This window comes from Paraburkholderia sp. TE9906 (assembly GCF_056279605.1).
Genome location: NZ_JBWCCT010000016.1, coordinates 34906 through 51083, shown reverse-complemented (window position 1 = coordinate 51083; position 16178 = coordinate 34906). Strand labels below are relative to the sequence as shown.

General features: G+C 63.0%; 13 protein-coding genes. 10 read left to right on the top strand and 3 right to left on the bottom strand.

The features are described from left to right. Nucleotides 1-154: 154 nt before the first annotated feature. Together ACZ9H4_RS30825 and ACZ9H4_RS30820 are read right to left on the bottom strand one after the other, a co-directional pair. Nucleotides 155-1021 (bottom strand): hypothetical protein, encoded by an 867-nt coding sequence (locus ACZ9H4_RS30825; protein ID WP_476122400.1) that lies wholly within the window; start codon nucleotides 1019-1021, stop codon nucleotides 155-157. A gap of 254 nt (nucleotides 1022-1275) precedes the next feature. Then, nucleotides 1276-1980 (bottom strand): TetR/AcrR family transcriptional regulator, encoded by a 705-nt coding sequence (locus ACZ9H4_RS30820; RefSeq protein ID WP_476122399.1) that lies wholly within the window; start codon nucleotides 1978-1980, stop codon nucleotides 1276-1278. Nucleotides 1981-2157: 177 nt separating this feature from the next. On the opposite strand from ACZ9H4_RS30820, the gene ACZ9H4_RS30815 reads away from it, so the two are divergent. The 3 genes from ACZ9H4_RS30815 to ACZ9H4_RS30805 are packed head-to-tail and all read left to right on the top strand — an operon-like array spanning nucleotide 2158 to nucleotide 5338. Then, nucleotides 2158-3096 (top strand): SDR family oxidoreductase, encoded by a 939-nt coding sequence (locus tag ACZ9H4_RS30815; RefSeq protein WP_476122398.1) that lies wholly within the window; start codon nucleotides 2158-2160, stop codon nucleotides 3094-3096. 48 nt (nucleotides 3097-3144) lie between these two features. Beyond that, a complete protein-coding gene (locus ACZ9H4_RS30810; protein ID WP_476122397.1) occupies nucleotides 3145-4806 on the top strand; it encodes an acyl-CoA synthetase in 1662 nt (553 codons plus the stop codon). Between the two features lie 7 nt (nucleotides 4807-4813). Then, nucleotides 4814-5338, top strand: coding sequence for an Lrp/AsnC family transcriptional regulator (locus ACZ9H4_RS30805; RefSeq protein ID WP_408157550.1), 525 nt, complete (start codon nucleotides 4814-4816; stop codon nucleotides 5336-5338). 33 nt (nucleotides 5339-5371) lie between these two features. Here the strand turns inward: ACZ9H4_RS30805 and ACZ9H4_RS30800 are convergent, their stop codons facing one another. Continuing rightward, nucleotides 5372-5782 (bottom strand): DUF2000 family protein, encoded by a 411-nt coding sequence (locus tag ACZ9H4_RS30800; protein WP_476122396.1) that lies wholly within the window; start codon nucleotides 5780-5782, stop codon nucleotides 5372-5374. Between the two features lie 359 nt (nucleotides 5783-6141). Here ACZ9H4_RS30800 and ACZ9H4_RS30795 point away from each other — a divergent pair, with 359 nt between their 5' ends. The 7 genes from ACZ9H4_RS30795 (at nucleotide 6142) to ACZ9H4_RS30765 (ending at nucleotide 16122) form a co-directional block, all read left to right on the top strand. Then, nucleotides 6142-6540: a VOC family protein gene (locus ACZ9H4_RS30795; protein WP_476122395.1), complete on the top strand. Its 399-nt coding sequence runs from the start codon at nucleotides 6142-6144 to the stop codon at nucleotides 6538-6540. 111 nt (nucleotides 6541-6651) lie between these two features. After that, a complete protein-coding gene (locus ACZ9H4_RS30790; RefSeq protein WP_476122394.1) occupies nucleotides 6652-7335 on the top strand; it encodes a twin-arginine translocation signal domain-containing protein in 684 nt (227 codons plus the stop codon). 80 nt (nucleotides 7336-7415) lie between these two features. Continuing rightward, nucleotides 7416-9002: a GMC family oxidoreductase gene (locus tag ACZ9H4_RS30785; RefSeq protein WP_408157556.1), complete on the top strand. Its 1587-nt coding sequence runs from the start codon at nucleotides 7416-7418 to the stop codon at nucleotides 9000-9002. A 151-nt stretch (nucleotides 9003-9153) separates the two neighbouring features. Beyond that, nucleotides 9154-9504: a ribbon-helix-helix domain-containing protein gene (locus tag ACZ9H4_RS30780; protein ID WP_408326355.1), complete on the top strand. Its 351-nt coding sequence runs from the start codon at nucleotides 9154-9156 to the stop codon at nucleotides 9502-9504. A 510-nt stretch (nucleotides 9505-10014) separates the two neighbouring features. After that, nucleotides 10015-10854, top strand: a complete 840-nt coding sequence (gene imuA / locus ACZ9H4_RS30775) for a translesion DNA synthesis-associated protein ImuA (protein ID WP_476122393.1) — start codon at nucleotides 10015-10017, stop codon at nucleotides 10852-10854. After that, entirely contained in the window at nucleotides 10754-12523 is a 1770-nt protein-coding gene (locus ACZ9H4_RS30770; protein WP_476122392.1) for a Y-family DNA polymerase, read from the top strand. Before imuA ends, ACZ9H4_RS30770 begins: the two co-directional genes overlap by 101 nt. Nucleotides 12524-12528: 5 nt before the next feature. Then, on the top strand, nucleotides 12529-16122 hold the full coding sequence (locus tag ACZ9H4_RS30765; protein ID WP_476122391.1) for an error-prone DNA polymerase: 3594 nt from the start codon (nucleotides 12529-12531) through the stop codon (nucleotides 16120-16122). Nucleotides 16123-16178 lie beyond the last annotated feature (56 nt).

The window sequence follows — 16178 nt, the reverse complement described above, 5'->3', positions numbered from 1 at the left end:
TCGGGGTGCCGTGGTGGGAATTCGGGGGTGGGGAATTCTTGCGCAGCGTGCGCCAGGCCGCGCACTGGACCGGGGTGTGCCTTTGGCCTGCGCTGACACGCGTCACGCCGGCCTGCCAGACAAGCAGAAAAGCGCTGCGCGCACGCGCTAGCGCTCACACCCCGAGTCTGCGCCCGATCGCCGTCTTCACCAACGGGACGCCGATCTGCAGAAGCTTGCGTACGCCTTCGTCGCGTCCGACTTTCTGCACCGTGTTGTCGATCATCGTTTGCATCACGTTGGCCGGATAGAACTCGCGGAACAAGCTGTTCGCGCCGGTTCTGGCGAACACCTGATGCAGGAACGAGCCGACGGGTGGTCCAATCCGCTTGAACAGCCCCATCTTGACGACACGATTGTTCCAGAGGTGCAGCGTGTAAGCGTCGGTGCACAGCGTCGAGCATTCTTCGAGGTACTGGGGCAGAAACACCTTGTAGTAGTCGTCGAAATGCACGGGGTAGAAAAGGCTTTCCGGCAAACCGGCCTTCACGCCATAGACGGCGGTCAACAGACGCGGCCCCGTGTCGCCCCAGCTGAGGTTGGTCCTCTTCATTGCTTCGACCCGTGTGATCAGGTCGTGCAGACGGGCGTCGTTGGGATCGAGGCGCAGCAGCGCCGTGCAGATGCTGGTGGACGTCTCCCTGCCGATCAGATTGCCCGGTATGTCGAGATCGAAATCGCGCAGCAGCGCCATGTCGGTGTCGATCCAGATTTCGTCGGTCTTCGTGAACATCACGAAGCGGAAGTAGTCCGTGAAATGCGCCATCGAGGGCACGCCGTGAATGGGAAAATCATTCAGCGCGTCGGGCGGCAGAATCGTGCCGGCATCTTTGGCGATTACGCCGACGGGCAGATTGGCGATGTCCTCGTAACTGTATAGCGCGACCTCGGCGCCATAGGCCGTGAACGAGTTCAGACACGCTACTTCATACGGCGATAGTTCGGGACCGTGCCAAAACGATGCAAACCGTGCTCTGCTCATAAGGTATCCGGGAAGACCGCGCGGTGTGAGGGGCCAGGCGTCATACGTTTCGAGCGAGCGTATGGAGCCTGGCACAGCTACATCCACGGATATTAGGCCAACCCGGTGGCCGCCACGCACAAAAGGCCGTAATCGCACACGAGTTGGCGCGAAACGTCGAGGTTGGCGTGCCTGCGCGGCATTGCGCGAAGCGGGCATGCCCACGGCGCCTCATTCACCCGATGTGATGAACGATGCACGGACGCGCCGCAGCGCTACTTAGACACCGCCGCTTCGAATCGCTTCACCGCTCCGACGATATCGCTGCGCAGTTGCTGCAGCGCGCCGCGCCGTGCATCCGGCGGCACGAGTCCCTGCCACAGCAGTTCGGCAAGAGAAGCAGCGGTCGTTTCGATATTGACGGCTTTTTCTTTGCGTACGGCATCCCAAAGCACGTGCTCCATCGGACCGTAGATGGCGGAGCGCAGGAGCCCGAGCGGCATGTCGGCGCGGACGTCGCCATTCGCCACGCCTTCGGCGAGCACGCTCATCATCGGCGCGGTATAGCGGCGCTGCAATTCGACGATCACGTCGCCGAACTTGTCGTCTTTCTCGCGCCCTTCAGAAAGAATCAACGCGCACAGTCCGGTTCCGTCGACGGTCAGGCGGTAGAGGTGTGTGCGCACGAGGTACGCGAACTTGCTGCGCGTACCGGCAATCAAGGGCAGTTCATTTTCCACCTGCGCGATGATCTCGTCGTACCAGTTGCCGAGTACGCGAACGCACAGATCGCGCTTGCTCGCGAAGTAAGTGAAGATCGTCGCCTCGGATACCCCCACGCGCCGCGCGATTTCCGTCATGGTGGCGCCCGCATAGCCGACTTCGGAGAACACGAGCCGGGCTGCCTCGAGAATCGCCTTGAGGCGCTGCTCGGAGCGCGCCTGCACTGGCACGCGACGGGAAACGGCGGACGTGTTCATCGAGGCAATGATGTCATCACGGGTGGAGCGGAAGTTTAGTTGAGTCTAGCTCAATGTGTTTAATCGGAAAAGTGGCTGCGAAAAAGTTCTAAAAAACAAATGCGGTGAACTGCACGTCTTAATAACTTGAGCTAAACTCAAAAAATTCCAAAGCAGCACATGAAGGAGACAGCTCGCATGCCGACAGCTTCGCAGCGCACCTCATCGCCGCCATCTTCATTGAATGGCTACCGTTCCGTCTTTCGGGAGGGCCTGTTCGGCGGCCAGGTGATCGTCGTCACCGGCGCGGGCAGCGGACTAGGTCGTTGCACCGCGCACGAACTCGCGTCGTTGGGAGCGAGGCTGGCGTTGATCGGCCGCAGCGAAGACAAACTGAAAGCGGTGCAAGCCGAATTGGCGGCGGACCATCCAGCCGTCGCCGGCGGTCACGGAATCTATCCGTGCGACATCCGTAACGAAGCGCAGGTCCGCGAAACGATCGCCTCGGTCATCGCGGAATCGGGGCGCATCGACGGTCTGTTCAATTGCGCCGGCGGCCAGTTTCCGGCGCCGCTGGAAAAGATTTCGTTGAATGGATGGGACGCGGTCGTGCGCAACAACCTGCACGGCACCTTTCTGATGTCGCGCGAGTGCTATACCCAATGGATGCAGCATCACGGTGGCGCGATCGTGAACATGCTCGCCGACATCTGGGGCGGCATGCCCGGCATGGGCCACTCGGGCGCGGCGCGCGCGGGTGTATGGAATTTCACGGAAACTGCCGCCTGCGAGTGGGGCCATGCGGGCGTGCGGGTCAATGCCGTCGCGCCTGGCTGGATCGCATCGGGCGGTATGGACAGCTACCATGAGGATTACCAGGCGCTGCTGCGCACGCTGAAACACAAGGTGCCGCTACAACGCTTCGGCACCGAATCCGAACTCGCCAGCGCAGCTGTGTTTCTGCTCTCGGAAGCGTCGGCGTTCATCAACGGTACGGTGATTCGCGTCGACGGCGGCGTGCCGAACGCGCGGCATTCGTGGCCATTGGCGCGAGCGGAACGTACGATCGAATACAACGGTTTTCCGCGCTATGAACCGCCGACGGGTTTGCAGGACCCGGTCGAGCCGCACGCATAGGCGCCACGCCAGCCGAGCGCCAACCGACGGCGACACGAAGGAGACACGATGAACCTCGAAGGCCAGACCTACGACTCGCTGACGGCGAATTTCGCGTGGCGTATTGCGCCGCGCTACAACATCGGCGTCGACGTCTGCGATAAATGGGCCGACGGCTCGGACCGTCTTGCGCTGATCGTCGAAGACGCCGACGGCCGCGCCACGCGCTACACGTTCGACGAATTGAAGACCTTGTCCGACCGCTTCGCGAACGCATTGCAGGCAAGCGGCGCGCAACGCGGCGACCGGATCGGCATCTTCCTGTCGCAATCGATCGAGACGGCCATCGCGCACCTCGCCGCATACAAGGCGGGCATGGTGGCCGTGCCGCTGTTCGCGCTCTTCGGCGTCGACGCGATCGAACATCGTCTCGGCGACAGCGGCGCGGTGGCGTTGATCACCGATCACGCGGGCGTGCAGAAAGTCGACGAGATTCGCGCTGCGCTGCCCGAGTTACGCAACGTCTTCAGCGTCGATATCGAGCAGGATCACGCGGACCCGTCCGCGCCCGTGCGTTCGTTCTGGCAGGCGCTGAAGCATGCGTCCCCCGACTTCACGCCGGTCGACACCGGCGCGGACGATCCCGCGGTCATCATCTACACGTCGGGTACGACCGGCAAACCGAAGGGCGCGTTGCATGGGCATCGCGTGTTGCTGGGGCATCTGCCCGGCGTCGAGATGTCGCAACAGGGCTTTCCCGCGCACGCCACGCTGATGTGGACGCCGGCGGACTGGGCATGGATCGGCGGGCTGTTCGACGTGCTGCTGCCGTCGTGGCATCACGGCGTCGCGGTGCTCGCGCGCCGCTTTGCAAAATTCGACGGCGAGGCCGCGTTCGATCTGATGGCGCGCCACGCGGTCTCGCATACTTTCCTGCCGCCGACCGCGCTGAAAATGATGCGCGGCGTCGACCATCCGGAGCGCTGGCATCTCGCGTTGCGCTCGGTGGCGAGCGGCGGCGAATCGCTCGGCGAGGAGTTGATCGGCTGGGGCCGCGCGGCGCTTGGCGTGACGATCAACGAGTTTTATGGGCAGACCGAATGCAACGTCGTGGTGTCGTCGTGCGCGGCACTGTTCGAGCCGCGCTTCGGCGCGATCGGCCGGGCGGTGCCGGGGCATCACGTCGCGATCGTCGATGCGAACGGCGACGAATTGCCGCCGGGCGCAATCGGCGATATCGCGGTGGCCGCGCCCGATCCGGTGATGTTTCTTGGCTACTGGCGCAACGAAGCGGCGACGCGCGAGAAATTCCGCGGCAAGTTTCTGCTGACCGGCGACCTCGGCACGCGCGACGCGGACGGCTTCATCCGTTTCGTGGGCCGTGACGACGACGTGATTACGAGCGCCGGTTATCGGATCGGCCCGGCGTCGATCGAAGATTCGCTGCTGCGTCATCCCGCGGTGTCGATGGCGGCCGTGATCGGCGCACCGGATCGCGATCGTACCGAAATCGTGATGGCGTTCGTGGTGTTGAAGCCGGGTTTCGTCGGCGACGCCGCGCTCGTGCGTGAGATTCAGCAGCACGTCAAGACGCGCCTCGCCGCGCATGAATATCCACGCGAAATCCGCTTCGTCGACAGCCTGCCGTTGACCGCCACCGGCAAGGTCATCCGCAAGGCGCTGCGTGCAGGACTCGCGCCGCAAGCGGACGACCCTGCTGCAAAAACCTGAAACCCCGATGACCACGAACGCTCGCCGACCCTCCACCCGAACCGCCAGAACATCGAGGACGTCCGCCCTGCAACCGTCCGCCGCCGCACTCGACGATACCGACCGCAAGCTGCTCGCGCTGCTCGCCGAAGACGCCACGCGCACGTACGCGGAACTCGGCAAGCTGCTGTTTTTGTCTGCCCCCGCGGTTCACGAACGCGCCCGGCGTCTGAAGCGGGAAGGCGTGATCAAGGGCACCGTCGCCGCACTCGACGCCGCCAAACTGAACCGGCCGCTGCTTGCGTTCGTGCACGTCGATACGACGAGTTGGGCCGTCACGCGGCAACTGCTCGCGCTAGAAGAGTTATCGGACGTCGAGGAGATTCATACGGTGACGGGCGAGAGCGCGATGCTGCTGAAAGTGCGCACGCGTGACACTCAATCGCTCGAACAACTGCTCGCGCGCATTCACGCGATAGAAGGCTTCACCGGCACGCGCAGCTATATCGCGCTGACCACGTATCTGGAGCGCGGCCCGAGCCCGGACCTGTAGCGCGGTGACTGAAGCCTGCAGCTCAGGCATGGCTCACGCATGCAGCGTAAGACCCTTGACGGCCTTGTCGACCGCTTTCTTCGGCCCCCGCACCGCGAGTCCGACGAGATCAGGCGCGTCGGCGGGCTCGGCTCGAAACGCCTCGCGGTTCGCTTCGTCGTGTCCGGTGGAGAACATCGCTCGCACGTACACGGCGCGCGTCAGTTCGCGCTCGATGCCCTGGCGAAACGCGCGCAGCAAACCCGCGTTGTCCGCCTGATACACCATCATCGGCTGGCCGAGCAGCCGCGCATGCCGGCGCCCGGCCGCGTCCTCGTACGGCTGGCCGAGCGCCTCGGGCGCGGCGCCGGCGATGCCGGTGGCGAGAAAGGCGGTGACATTGAGTTTTTGCCACACGGCGAGATCGTCCAGCACGACGATCGCGACTTTCGTATCGAATTCCATTACGCACTACGCTCCATGTTCAAGAGAGACTCCACAGTCGAATCTTATGGAAAATCGCCGCGCGTGGGGATGGGCGCGCGGCAAAAACGAATAGGCTTCGACGAACTCGCGTTAGCGCGGCGCCGATGTCGGGTTTTGCCTGATAGGGTTCGGCACAAGCCGGCTTGATCCAGGTCGGGTGCTGCAACGCAACCTGCCGCCGGCAGCGCGTGCATCGCCAGTTGCGCCGCTCGCTTGCGAACGAAGTCCGTGCAGTCGACGCGCTTGCAACATAGGGCAAGTCCCTGGCCCGATTTAGCCGTGCATTACCACTCGCGTGCGCGGCCTCCTAAACTGGATTCACACAGGAGGGGACAGCGATGGCCAAACTCATCCACACGATGATCCGCGTGCAGGACCTGACGCGTTCGCTACAGTTCTATCAAACGGCTTTCAATTTCGACGTGTCACACCGGCTCGACTTTCCGGAATTCACGCTCGTTTATTTGCGCAACGACGAAGCCGACGCCGAGATCGAGCTGACCTGGAATAAAGGCCGCGCCGAACCGTATTCGCATGGTGACGGCTATGGTCACGTCGCGGTCTGTGTCGACGATGCGAAAAGCGAGCGTCAGCGGTTGATCGATCTGGGCATGACGCCCAACGATCTGCGCGAATTTCATCACGACAATGGCGAGTTGCTGGCGCGCTTTTTTTTCATTCAGGATCCGGACGGTTACAAGATCGAAGTGCTTGAACGCTACGGCCACTATCAATAGTAAAAGTCAGCGAGGCGGCCGCCGCGCGCAGTTGGTGTACCCCACAACAACCATTTGCATGGGACCCGAGTGAGGCGCTAAAGGGCCAACTCGGGTCGACAGGAGACAAACATGAAGTCAACGGTCATCCCGATCGTCGCGTCCGATCACGCGCGTCCCGCGCATCGCCATCGGCACGAGCATCCCCATGAACACGATCACGATCACGAGCAACGCGCGGCGCAGGCTGGCGCCGCGGCACTGCGCATTCCGCTCACGCGGCGCGAACTGCTCAAAGGCACCGGCGTGCTGATGGGCACGCTCGCGTTCTCGTCGGTTCTGTCGACGCTCGCGCCGAGCCGTGCGTGGGCGCTCGAACTGCAGGGGCTCGACACGCACCAGGGCGAAGTGATCCTCGCGTTCACGCGCCAACTCTATCCGCACGCGACGCTCGACAACGCGGTCTACGCGCTGGTGGTCAAGGACCTCGACGCGAAAGCCAAGGCCGATCCGGCGGTGCGCCAGCAACTTGCCGACGGCGTCAAACAGCTCGACGCGCAGGCCGGTTCGAACTGGCTCACGCGCAAGCCCGCCGCGCAGGCGGAGGATGTCGCGGCGCTCGCGGGTTCGCCGTTTTTCAACACGGTGCGCAGCACGGCGGTGGTCTCGCTGTACAGCAACACGATGGCGTACGCCCATTTCGGCTACGGCGCATCGGCGGGCGACGGCGGTTATCTGAACAAGGGTTTCAACAGCCTCTCGTGGTTGCCCGATCCGCCGCCGGGCGCGAGTGGGCCGATCCCTACGGATAGCTAATCAATCACGACAGCAACCATCTTGCATGGGCCCGGAGCAAGTGCTGAAGCACTTGCTGCTGCCGACAGCGGAGACAGAATATGGATCAGGACAACAACAAGGTGCGTTTTTCGCACAACGACGACAAGGTCGTCGTGATCATCGGTTCGGGGGCGGGCGGCGGCACGCTCGCCAACGAACTCGCGCAGAAGGGTATTGACGTCGTGGTGCTGGAAGCGGGCAAGCTGCATACGCAGGCCGATTTCACGACCGACGAATGGGGCTCGTTCCAGATGCTGTCGTGGCTCGACAAACGCACCACGTCGGGCACCTGGCGAGTCGCCAAGGATTTTCCGAATCTACCCGCATGGATCTGCAAGACCGTCGGCGGCACCACCACGCACTGGGCCGGTGCGAGCTTGCGCATCAAACCGTACGAATTCAAGGCGAGGACCACCTACGGCGACATCAAGGACGCCAGCCTGCTCGACTGGCCGCTCACGCGCGAAGAACTCGATCCGTACTACGATCGCGCGGAGAAGAAGATGGGCGTGACGCGCACTGAGGGTCTGCCGGGCTTGCCGGGCAACAACAACTTCAGGGTGATGTCGGCCGGCGCGATGAAAGTCGGCTACAAGGAATGCAATACCGGGCACATGGCGATCAATAGCGTAGTGCGTGACGATCGCGCGCATTGCTTCCAGCGCGGCTTCTGTTTTCAGGGCTGCCGCACCGGTGCGAAGTGGTCGACGCTCTATACCGAGTTGCCGCGCGCGCAGGCCACGAAGCATATGGAGTTGCGCACCCAGGCGCATGTCGTGCGAATCGAAACCGACGCGCGCGGTAAGGCGAAAGAGGTGCTCTACTACGACGCCAACGGCAAATTGCAGCGGCAAAAGGCGCGCATCGTCGCGGTGGCCGGTAATGCGATCGAGACGCCGCGTCTACTGCTGAACTCGCATTCGAGCAAATTTCCGCAAGGTCTCGCGAACGGCTCGGGGCAGGTGGGCCGCAATTACATGCGCCACACCACGGGTTCGGTGTATGCGGTGTTCAACGATCAGGTGGACATGTTCAAGGGCACCACGATGGCCGGCATCATCGAGGACGAAGCGGTGTTCAACCCGCAGCGCGGTTTCGCGGGGGGCTATCACATGGAGACCATCTCGCTCGGACTGCCGTTTTACGCGGCCTTTCTCGACCCCGGCGCGTGGGGGCCGAAGTTCGCCCAGGCGATGGACCAGTACGCGTACACGGCGGGTATGTGGATCGTCGGCGAGGACATGCCGCGCGAGACCAATCGCGTGACCTTGAATGCGGACGTGAAGGACCAGTACGGACTGCCGGTTCCCAACGTGCATTTCGACGATCACCCGAACGACGAAGCGATGCGCGAGCATGCGTTCAAACAGGGCACGGCGGTATACGAGGCCGCCGGCGCGAAGACGGTGTATCGCGTGCCGCCGTATCCGTCCACGCATAACCTCGGCACAGCGCGCATGAGCGCGCGAGCCGAAGACGGCGTGTGCAATCGCTTCGGCCAGACGCACGAGGTGTCGAACCTGTTCATCGCGGACGGCAGCCAGTTCACCACCGGCGCGGCCGAAAACCCGACGATGACGATCGTTACGCTGGCGATCCGCCAGGCCGATCACATCGCGTCGCAGATGGGCAAGCGCGCGGTGTGAGCGTGCAAACCGTGGGGCCGCATGCGGGTTCGACCAGATTGTCGGGCGACGGATGCCGGCGTAAGTTGACGCAGTCGGGCCGCATGCCGTGGCGCAGTGAAGCAGTGAAACACGCCACGGCATGTTCGCCGCCAAACCGGGAGTGCAGGCCATGTGTGGGATTTACATCAACGCCGATCCGATCCTCTATGAATCGCGCACCCGTTCGCTGCGGATTCACGGCGTGATCACGACGGTGCGGCTCGAGAATCTGTTCTGGGACGTGCTGTGCGAAATCGCCGCGCGCGAAAACCTGACGACCAGTCAGTTCGCCGTGAAGCTGTATGACGAACTGATCGCGTTGCGTGGCGAGATGCCCACCAATTTTGCGTCGTTTTTGCGGGTGTGCTGTCTGCGCTATCTGTCGATGCGCACAGAGAAGGGGGCGAGTACTGGCGACACGCCGCCTGGCTTGCCGGCCGTGGTGAATGAGGCACGGCCGAGAATTCTGAAGACCGTTTGAGGTGGAAGCCGGCGGTTGAATTCAGGCGCGGATACCGGAAGACAGAAAACGTCCTGTGGGTAAGGCAGGAGCGCAAGCAGCACTCGACACCAAAGCGCAATCCGGACGCGGCGACGACGTGGCGAGCTTTCGGGCGAGGTCGCTCACCGCTCGGTGGAACAGGCATCCAGAGAGTCATTGAGTGTCGATCCGGATACGAATCTGATGCCCGACGTCATGGTTGCCCACCGGCAACTGAATCAGTGCTTCGCAGTTCTTATTCCTCATTTGCCACGTGATGCGCCGCTCTACCCTAAGCCCGGCGTACAGTTCGACCGATAATCCCACAATGTGGAATGATCGACTGCTTGCTCCTCTCGCGTCGTAGAGCAGCTTCTGCCGACATCCACTTCTACTGCGTGCCTTAACATCCATCTCAAAATACTGTATAAATATACAGTACCGTCGACCGCCTTATGCGTAGCTCAAGGCCGGGCAGGGCGGAGCATTCCCTATTCAAAGAGCGTGTCTATGGCAGCAGCGATCCAGCTTGCGACGACCACGCTGTCGTCGCAATTGCGGCGTCAGGTGTGGCAGGGCAACGAGCTTGCCGAATCGGGCTCGCGCGTGATTTCCAGCGGCTACGCCGCCCTGGATCGTGTGTTGCCGGGACAAGGCTGGTCGGCAGGCGGCCTGACGGAATTACTGATCGAGCATGGTGGTGTAGGCGAAATACGCTTGCTGGCCCATTCACTTCGCCAGTTGACGACGCAGACCGAACGGCATGTCCTGTTCGTGTCGCCTCCTTATCAGCCGTGTGCCGGGGCATTGAGGGCTTGGGGCATCGATGTCGGGCGCGTCTTATGGGTACGCTCAAATGAAGATCAGGCACTGTGGGCCGCCACTCAGGCATTGAAGCAGGACGGCATCGGCGCGGTGCTGGTGTGGCTGCCGCATGCGCGTGCCGATAAGGTTCGGCGCCTGCAAGTGGCGGCTCAGGAGTCCACCTCGCTGGCATTTTTGATCCGGCCTGTCGAGGCGGCCGCGCAATCTTCACCCGCGCCATTGCGAATGATCTGCGAGCCGCTCTTGCCGGCCGATGCGCAGACGATCAACCGTCGCCAATGGCTGCAGGAGATTGGCCTGTCGATCGATATCTTCAAGCGTCGCGGGCCTGCGCTAGCCGAACCTCTTCGTCTCGTTCTGCCTTTACAAAGCGCCTTGTTGCCGGAAAAAGGAATCGGCCGCCATCAAGGACCAGAGGTCAAACATGTTGTGGATCGCAGTCACATTGCCACTCTTGTCGCTGGAAGCGGTGAAGCCTCTCGCGTCGCTTCCGGATGGTTTGCCCGCGAAACCGAATCGGTGTGAACCGTGCGACCGCGAGGCAAGCCAGCCGCCAGCCGCGGCAGGCATCGTCGAGCGGCGCTGTTATGCATTGGCCGATCACGCGCACATTTTGATGCCGGACCTGGACGCCTTGCGTGCCGGGGTGCACGCGGGCCATTCGCGCTCGTATGCATTGGCGCTGGCGCCGGGACTCACGCTGCTCGCCGCCGACGCTACCCGCGAAACTCAGGCATTCGAATCAATAGCGCTTGCGTTGCTGACCTACACGCCGAAAGTATCGCTCGCCGACGCGCACACGCTGTTGCTGGAAGTCGGCTCCGGCTTGAGGCTGTTCGGCGGCTTGCGCATGTTGTTGTCGCGTGTGCAGGCCACGGTGAAGGAGTTCGGCTATACGGCGCGCATCGCCTGTGCGCCGACAGCCTGGGGCGCGTGGCTATTGGCGCAGGCACGTTGCGCCCGGCAGGGGCGTCGCTGGCATGTGATCAAGGAGACGTCGCTCGCGCATGTGCTCGATGGTCTGTCCGTGTCGCTGCTGCCGGTGGCGCCGGCGCATCGCGATGCGTTCGCGCACGTCGGCTGCGCGACGCTGGCCGATTTGCGTCGTTTGCCGCGCTCGGGCGTCGTGCGGCGTTTCGGCAGCGCGATTCTGGACCTGCTCGCGCAGGCGTACGGCACGCGCGCCGATCCGCGCGAAGCGTTTCGTGCGCCGGCGTCGTTTCATGCGCAACTGGAGTTGCCGTCGCGAGTCGATCACGCCGATGCATTACTGTTCGCCGCGCGTCGGCTGATCGTGCAATTGGCCGGCTGGTTGAGCGCGCATCATGCGGCGCTCAGCGGTTATACGTTGCTGCTGGAGCATGAATTGGCCTCCCGTCATGCTCCGAAGACATCGAGTCTGAAGATCGCGTGGGCGATTCCGTCGCGCGATGCCGAACATCTGATCTGGCTGTTGCGGGAAAAATTGAATCAGACCGTTCTGGCGGCGCCCGTCATCGAGTTGAAACTGGTTGCCGACCAGATCGGCGAATATGCCGGGAAGTCGGACACGTTATTCCCCATGCCCGAATCGGATGGCGATTCGATTGCGCGTCTGCTCGAGCGCTTGAGCGCGAGGTTGGGACCGGAGAACGTGTTGCAGATGTCGGTGCAGGACGACCATCGCCCTGAGCGGGCAATGCGCGTCGATGCCTACGAGGCGCAGGCGTTTGCACGCAAGAAGCGCTCGCCGGTGAAGGGACGGACAAAAGTCAAAGCGGATAAGACCTGGCTAACCGATGAGTTGCGGCACGCTGCCGGAGCGGGGAGCGTGGACGGCGAAGCGCAGGGGCAAGCAACTGAGGCAACCCCATGCACATCCGAATCGAACGATCCTGAAATCGCGCTTTCATCCATGGGCCAACCAGGCGACGCGCAGTCATTGCTCGATCTGCCCGACAGCGCGTTACCTGCGCAGCCTCGTCCGCTCTGGATGCTCGATAAGCCGCTACGCCTGATGATGCGCGACCAGCGGCCGATCTATCGCCGGCCGCTGACGATGCTCACACGTACCGAGCGGATTGAAGCGGGGTGGTGGGACGGCAATATCGTCGAGCGTGATTACTACGTCGCGGCCGACGATCGTGGCCACATGTTCTGGGTGTATCGCGAGCGGATCAAGGGCGAGTGGTATTTGCAGGGTTTGTTCGGCTGAGCATCATGACCACTTCTGAGCTTCAGCCATCCTGCCTTCCGCAGCAGGCATCCGCGGCCCACTTGCCGGCGTATGCAGAGCTGCATTGCCTGACCAATTTCTCTTTCCTGCGTGGCGCCTCGCATCCGCAGGAGCTCGTCGAGCAGGCGATGTCGCGCGGCTATAGCGCACTCGCTATCACCGACGAGTGCTCGCTCGCGGGCGTCGTGCGTGCCCACACGAGGCTGAGGGAGATCAGACAGGAACGGGAGCGCCAGCAGAAGGAGCGCGAGGAGAAGGTCCGGGCGGCGCAAGCGCAAGCACCTTCAGACGACGCGGCAACGGCAACGGCCTTGCCAGAAAAACCCCCAGAAAACGGGCCATTAAAACCCATTCCCCACCTGATCATCGGCAGCGAACTCAATCTGACCGACGATACCGGCGAGCCTTTCTGCACGCTGGTGGCGCTAGCCATCGACCGCAACGGTTACGGCAACCTGTCCGAACTGATCACGCTGGCGCGCTCGCGCGCGGACAAAGGCAGCTACCGCCTCGGTCCTTCCGACTTCACCGATTCGTTGCCTCATCTGACGCATCTGCAAGGCCTGCCCGATTGCGTGCTGATACTCGTGCCGCAGCGGACGGCGACGCTGTCGCACACACTGCGTTGCGCGCACTGGCTCGCATCGTTCGCGGCTGATCGCGCGTGGATCGCACTCGAACTGTGGCAAACCGGCAGCGACGATCTTCAGATCGACGCGTTGCGGATGATTTCAGATGCGAGCGGCTTGCCACTGGTCGCGGCAGGTGGCGTGCTGATGCACACGCGCTCGCGCAAGCCGCTCCAGGACACGATGACCGCCATCGGCCTCGTCAAGCCGCTCTCGGCCTGCGGCCACGCGCTCGAGGCGAATGCGGAGCGGCACATGCGCACGCGCCAGCGGCTCGGCAAACTGTATCCGCGCGATACCCTCGAAGAAACGCTGCGTATCGCCGCGCTATGCCATTTTTCGCTCGACGATCTCGCCTACGAATACCCTCAGGAACTGGTGCCCGCCGGCGAGTCGCCGGCGAGCCATCTGCGCAAGCTGGTAATGGCCGGTGCAACGGAGCGCTGGCCGGGCGGCATGGACCTGAAGCGCATCCAGCAGATCGAGACCGAGCTGGCATTGATCGCCGATCTGAAATACGAGAAGTATTTTCTGACGGTGCACGATATCGTGAGCTTTGCCCGCTCCCGACACATCCTGTGCCAGGGGCGAGGGTCGGCGGCGAACTCGATCGTCTGCTACTGCCTGCATGTGACCGAGATCGATCCGGTGCGGATGAACATGCTGATCGAGCGATTCATCTCGCGCGCCCGCAAGGAGCCGCCCGATATCGATGTCGACTTCGAGCATCAGCGCCGCGAAGAGGTGATTCAATATATCTACACGAAGTACGGCCGTCATCGGGCCGCGCTGACGGCATCGCTGATCACGTATCACGCGCGCAGCGCGTTGAAGGACGTCGGCAAGGCGCTGGGTCTCGAGGTGTCGTTGATCGAGCGGATCAGCAAGTCGCAGCAATGGTGGGACGGCCCGGATGCGGTCGCCCGATATCTGGCCGAAGCGGGCTTCGATGCCCACTCGCACATCACACAGCGTCTGATTCAACTGACTCAGGAGTTGCGCGGTTTTCCGCGTCACCTGTCGCAACATGTCGGCGGCTTCGTGATCGCGAAAGACAAGCTGTCGCGGCTCGTGCCGATCGAAAACGCGACGATGAAAGACCGCAGCGTGATCGAATGGGACAAGGACGATATCGATGCGCTCAAGCTGCTGAAAGTCGATGTGCTCGCGCTCGGCATGTTGTCGGCGATTCGGCGCGCGCTGGAATTCGTCGCGTTGAGACGCGGCTTTCCGACATTCAGGGTGCAGGACATTCCGCGCGAGGATCGCGCCGTCTACGAGATGTGCGGCCATGCCGACACGATCGGCGTGTTCCAGATCGAATCGCGTGCGCAGCAAAGCATGCTGCCGCGCCTGAAGCCGAGCAAGTACTACGATCTCGTGATCGAAGTGGCGATCGTGCGGCCGGGGCCGATTCAGGGCGGCATGGTGCATCCTTATCTGCGCCGCAAGCAGGGCCTCGAACCGATCGACTACGCGAAGGACGAGTTGCGGCCCGTGCTCGAACGCACGCTCGGCGTGCCGATTTTCCAGGAACAGGTCATGCACCTGGCGATGGTTGCGGCGAAATATACCGGCGAGCAGGCCGATCAGTTGCGGCGCGCGATGGCCGCGTGGCGGCGCAGCGGCAACCTCGCGAAGTATCAGAAGGATTTGAGCGACCGAATGCTCAAGCGCGGCTACGAGCAGGAATTTATCGACCGCATCTGCAACCAGATCGAAGGTTTCGGCGAGTATGGTTTTCCGGAGAGTCATGCGGCGAGCTTCGCGTTGCTCGTCTATCTCAGCGCGTGGTTGAAGCGCTATGAGCCGGCTGCTTTCCTGGCCGGTTTGCTGAACAGTCAGCCGTTGGGATTTTATTCGCCGTCGCAACTCGTGCAGGATGCGAAGCGCCATGGCGTCAAGGTATTACCTCCCGACGTGACGCTGAGCGATTGGGAGTCGACGTTCGAGCGGCGCGATGAGGAAGGGCGGCGGATTTCCCCGGACGAGACCTGTTTGCATCGTCAGTACGCCGTACTGTCCGGGCAGCAGTTGCGCGATCTGTCTCTGCGGCGCCTGACGGTGAGCCGCACGATCCGGCGCGCGGCAAAGCGTTTGACCGCGCGCGTATTTCAACCGTCGAACACCTATGGCGCGCGTGGTCCGGCGGTGCGCATCGGCATGCATCTGATCAAGGGACTCGCGCAAGGGGCCGCCGAGCGCATCATGGCCGCCCGCCACGACGCGCCGTTTGCCGACGTCGACGATCTGGCGCGGCGCGCGGCCTTGACGCGGCGCGATCTCGAAGCGCTGGCGGCGGCCAATGCGCTTGCCAGTATCGCGGGCCATCGGCGTGAAGCGTGGTGGGCCGTGACCGCGCAGCACACGGTGCCGAAGCTGCTGCGCGATGCACCGATCGCCGAAGCGCCGTTGGCGTTGCCGCGCGCAACGGAAAGCCGCGAGATCGTCGACGATTACAGGAGCCTCGGACTCACGCTCAATCGTCATCCGCTCGCGCTGCTGCGTGCGCGCCTCGCGCAGCAGCGCTTTCGCACGGCGGCCGAACTTGCCGCGTGCCGGCACGGCACGCTGGCGCGGGCATGCGGCATCGTCACCGTGCGGCAGCGGCCGGGCACGGCAAACGGCACGGTGTTCGTTTCTATCGAAGACGAGACCGGTTCGATCAACGTGATCGTCTGGCCGTCGCTGGTGGAAAAGCAGCGCAAGGCGTTGCTGGGTTCATCGCTGCTGGCGGTCTACGGCGTCTTGCAACGCGACGACGGCGTCGCCACGGGCGGCGCCCATGCCGTCAACGAGGGCGGTGAGGGCAAGGTGATGAGCGCCAACCGTACCGGACAGGCGAAAAAGAAAAACCGCGGAGAGGTGGTCCATCTCGTCGCCCATCGTCTGGAGGATTACAGCGAGTGGCTTGGCGAGCTGGCCACGACGAGCCGCGATTTTCATTGAGGGTCGCGGCCAGGGCGGGCAGATTCCCCGCATCCTGACTCGCGTGTTGATCCGCG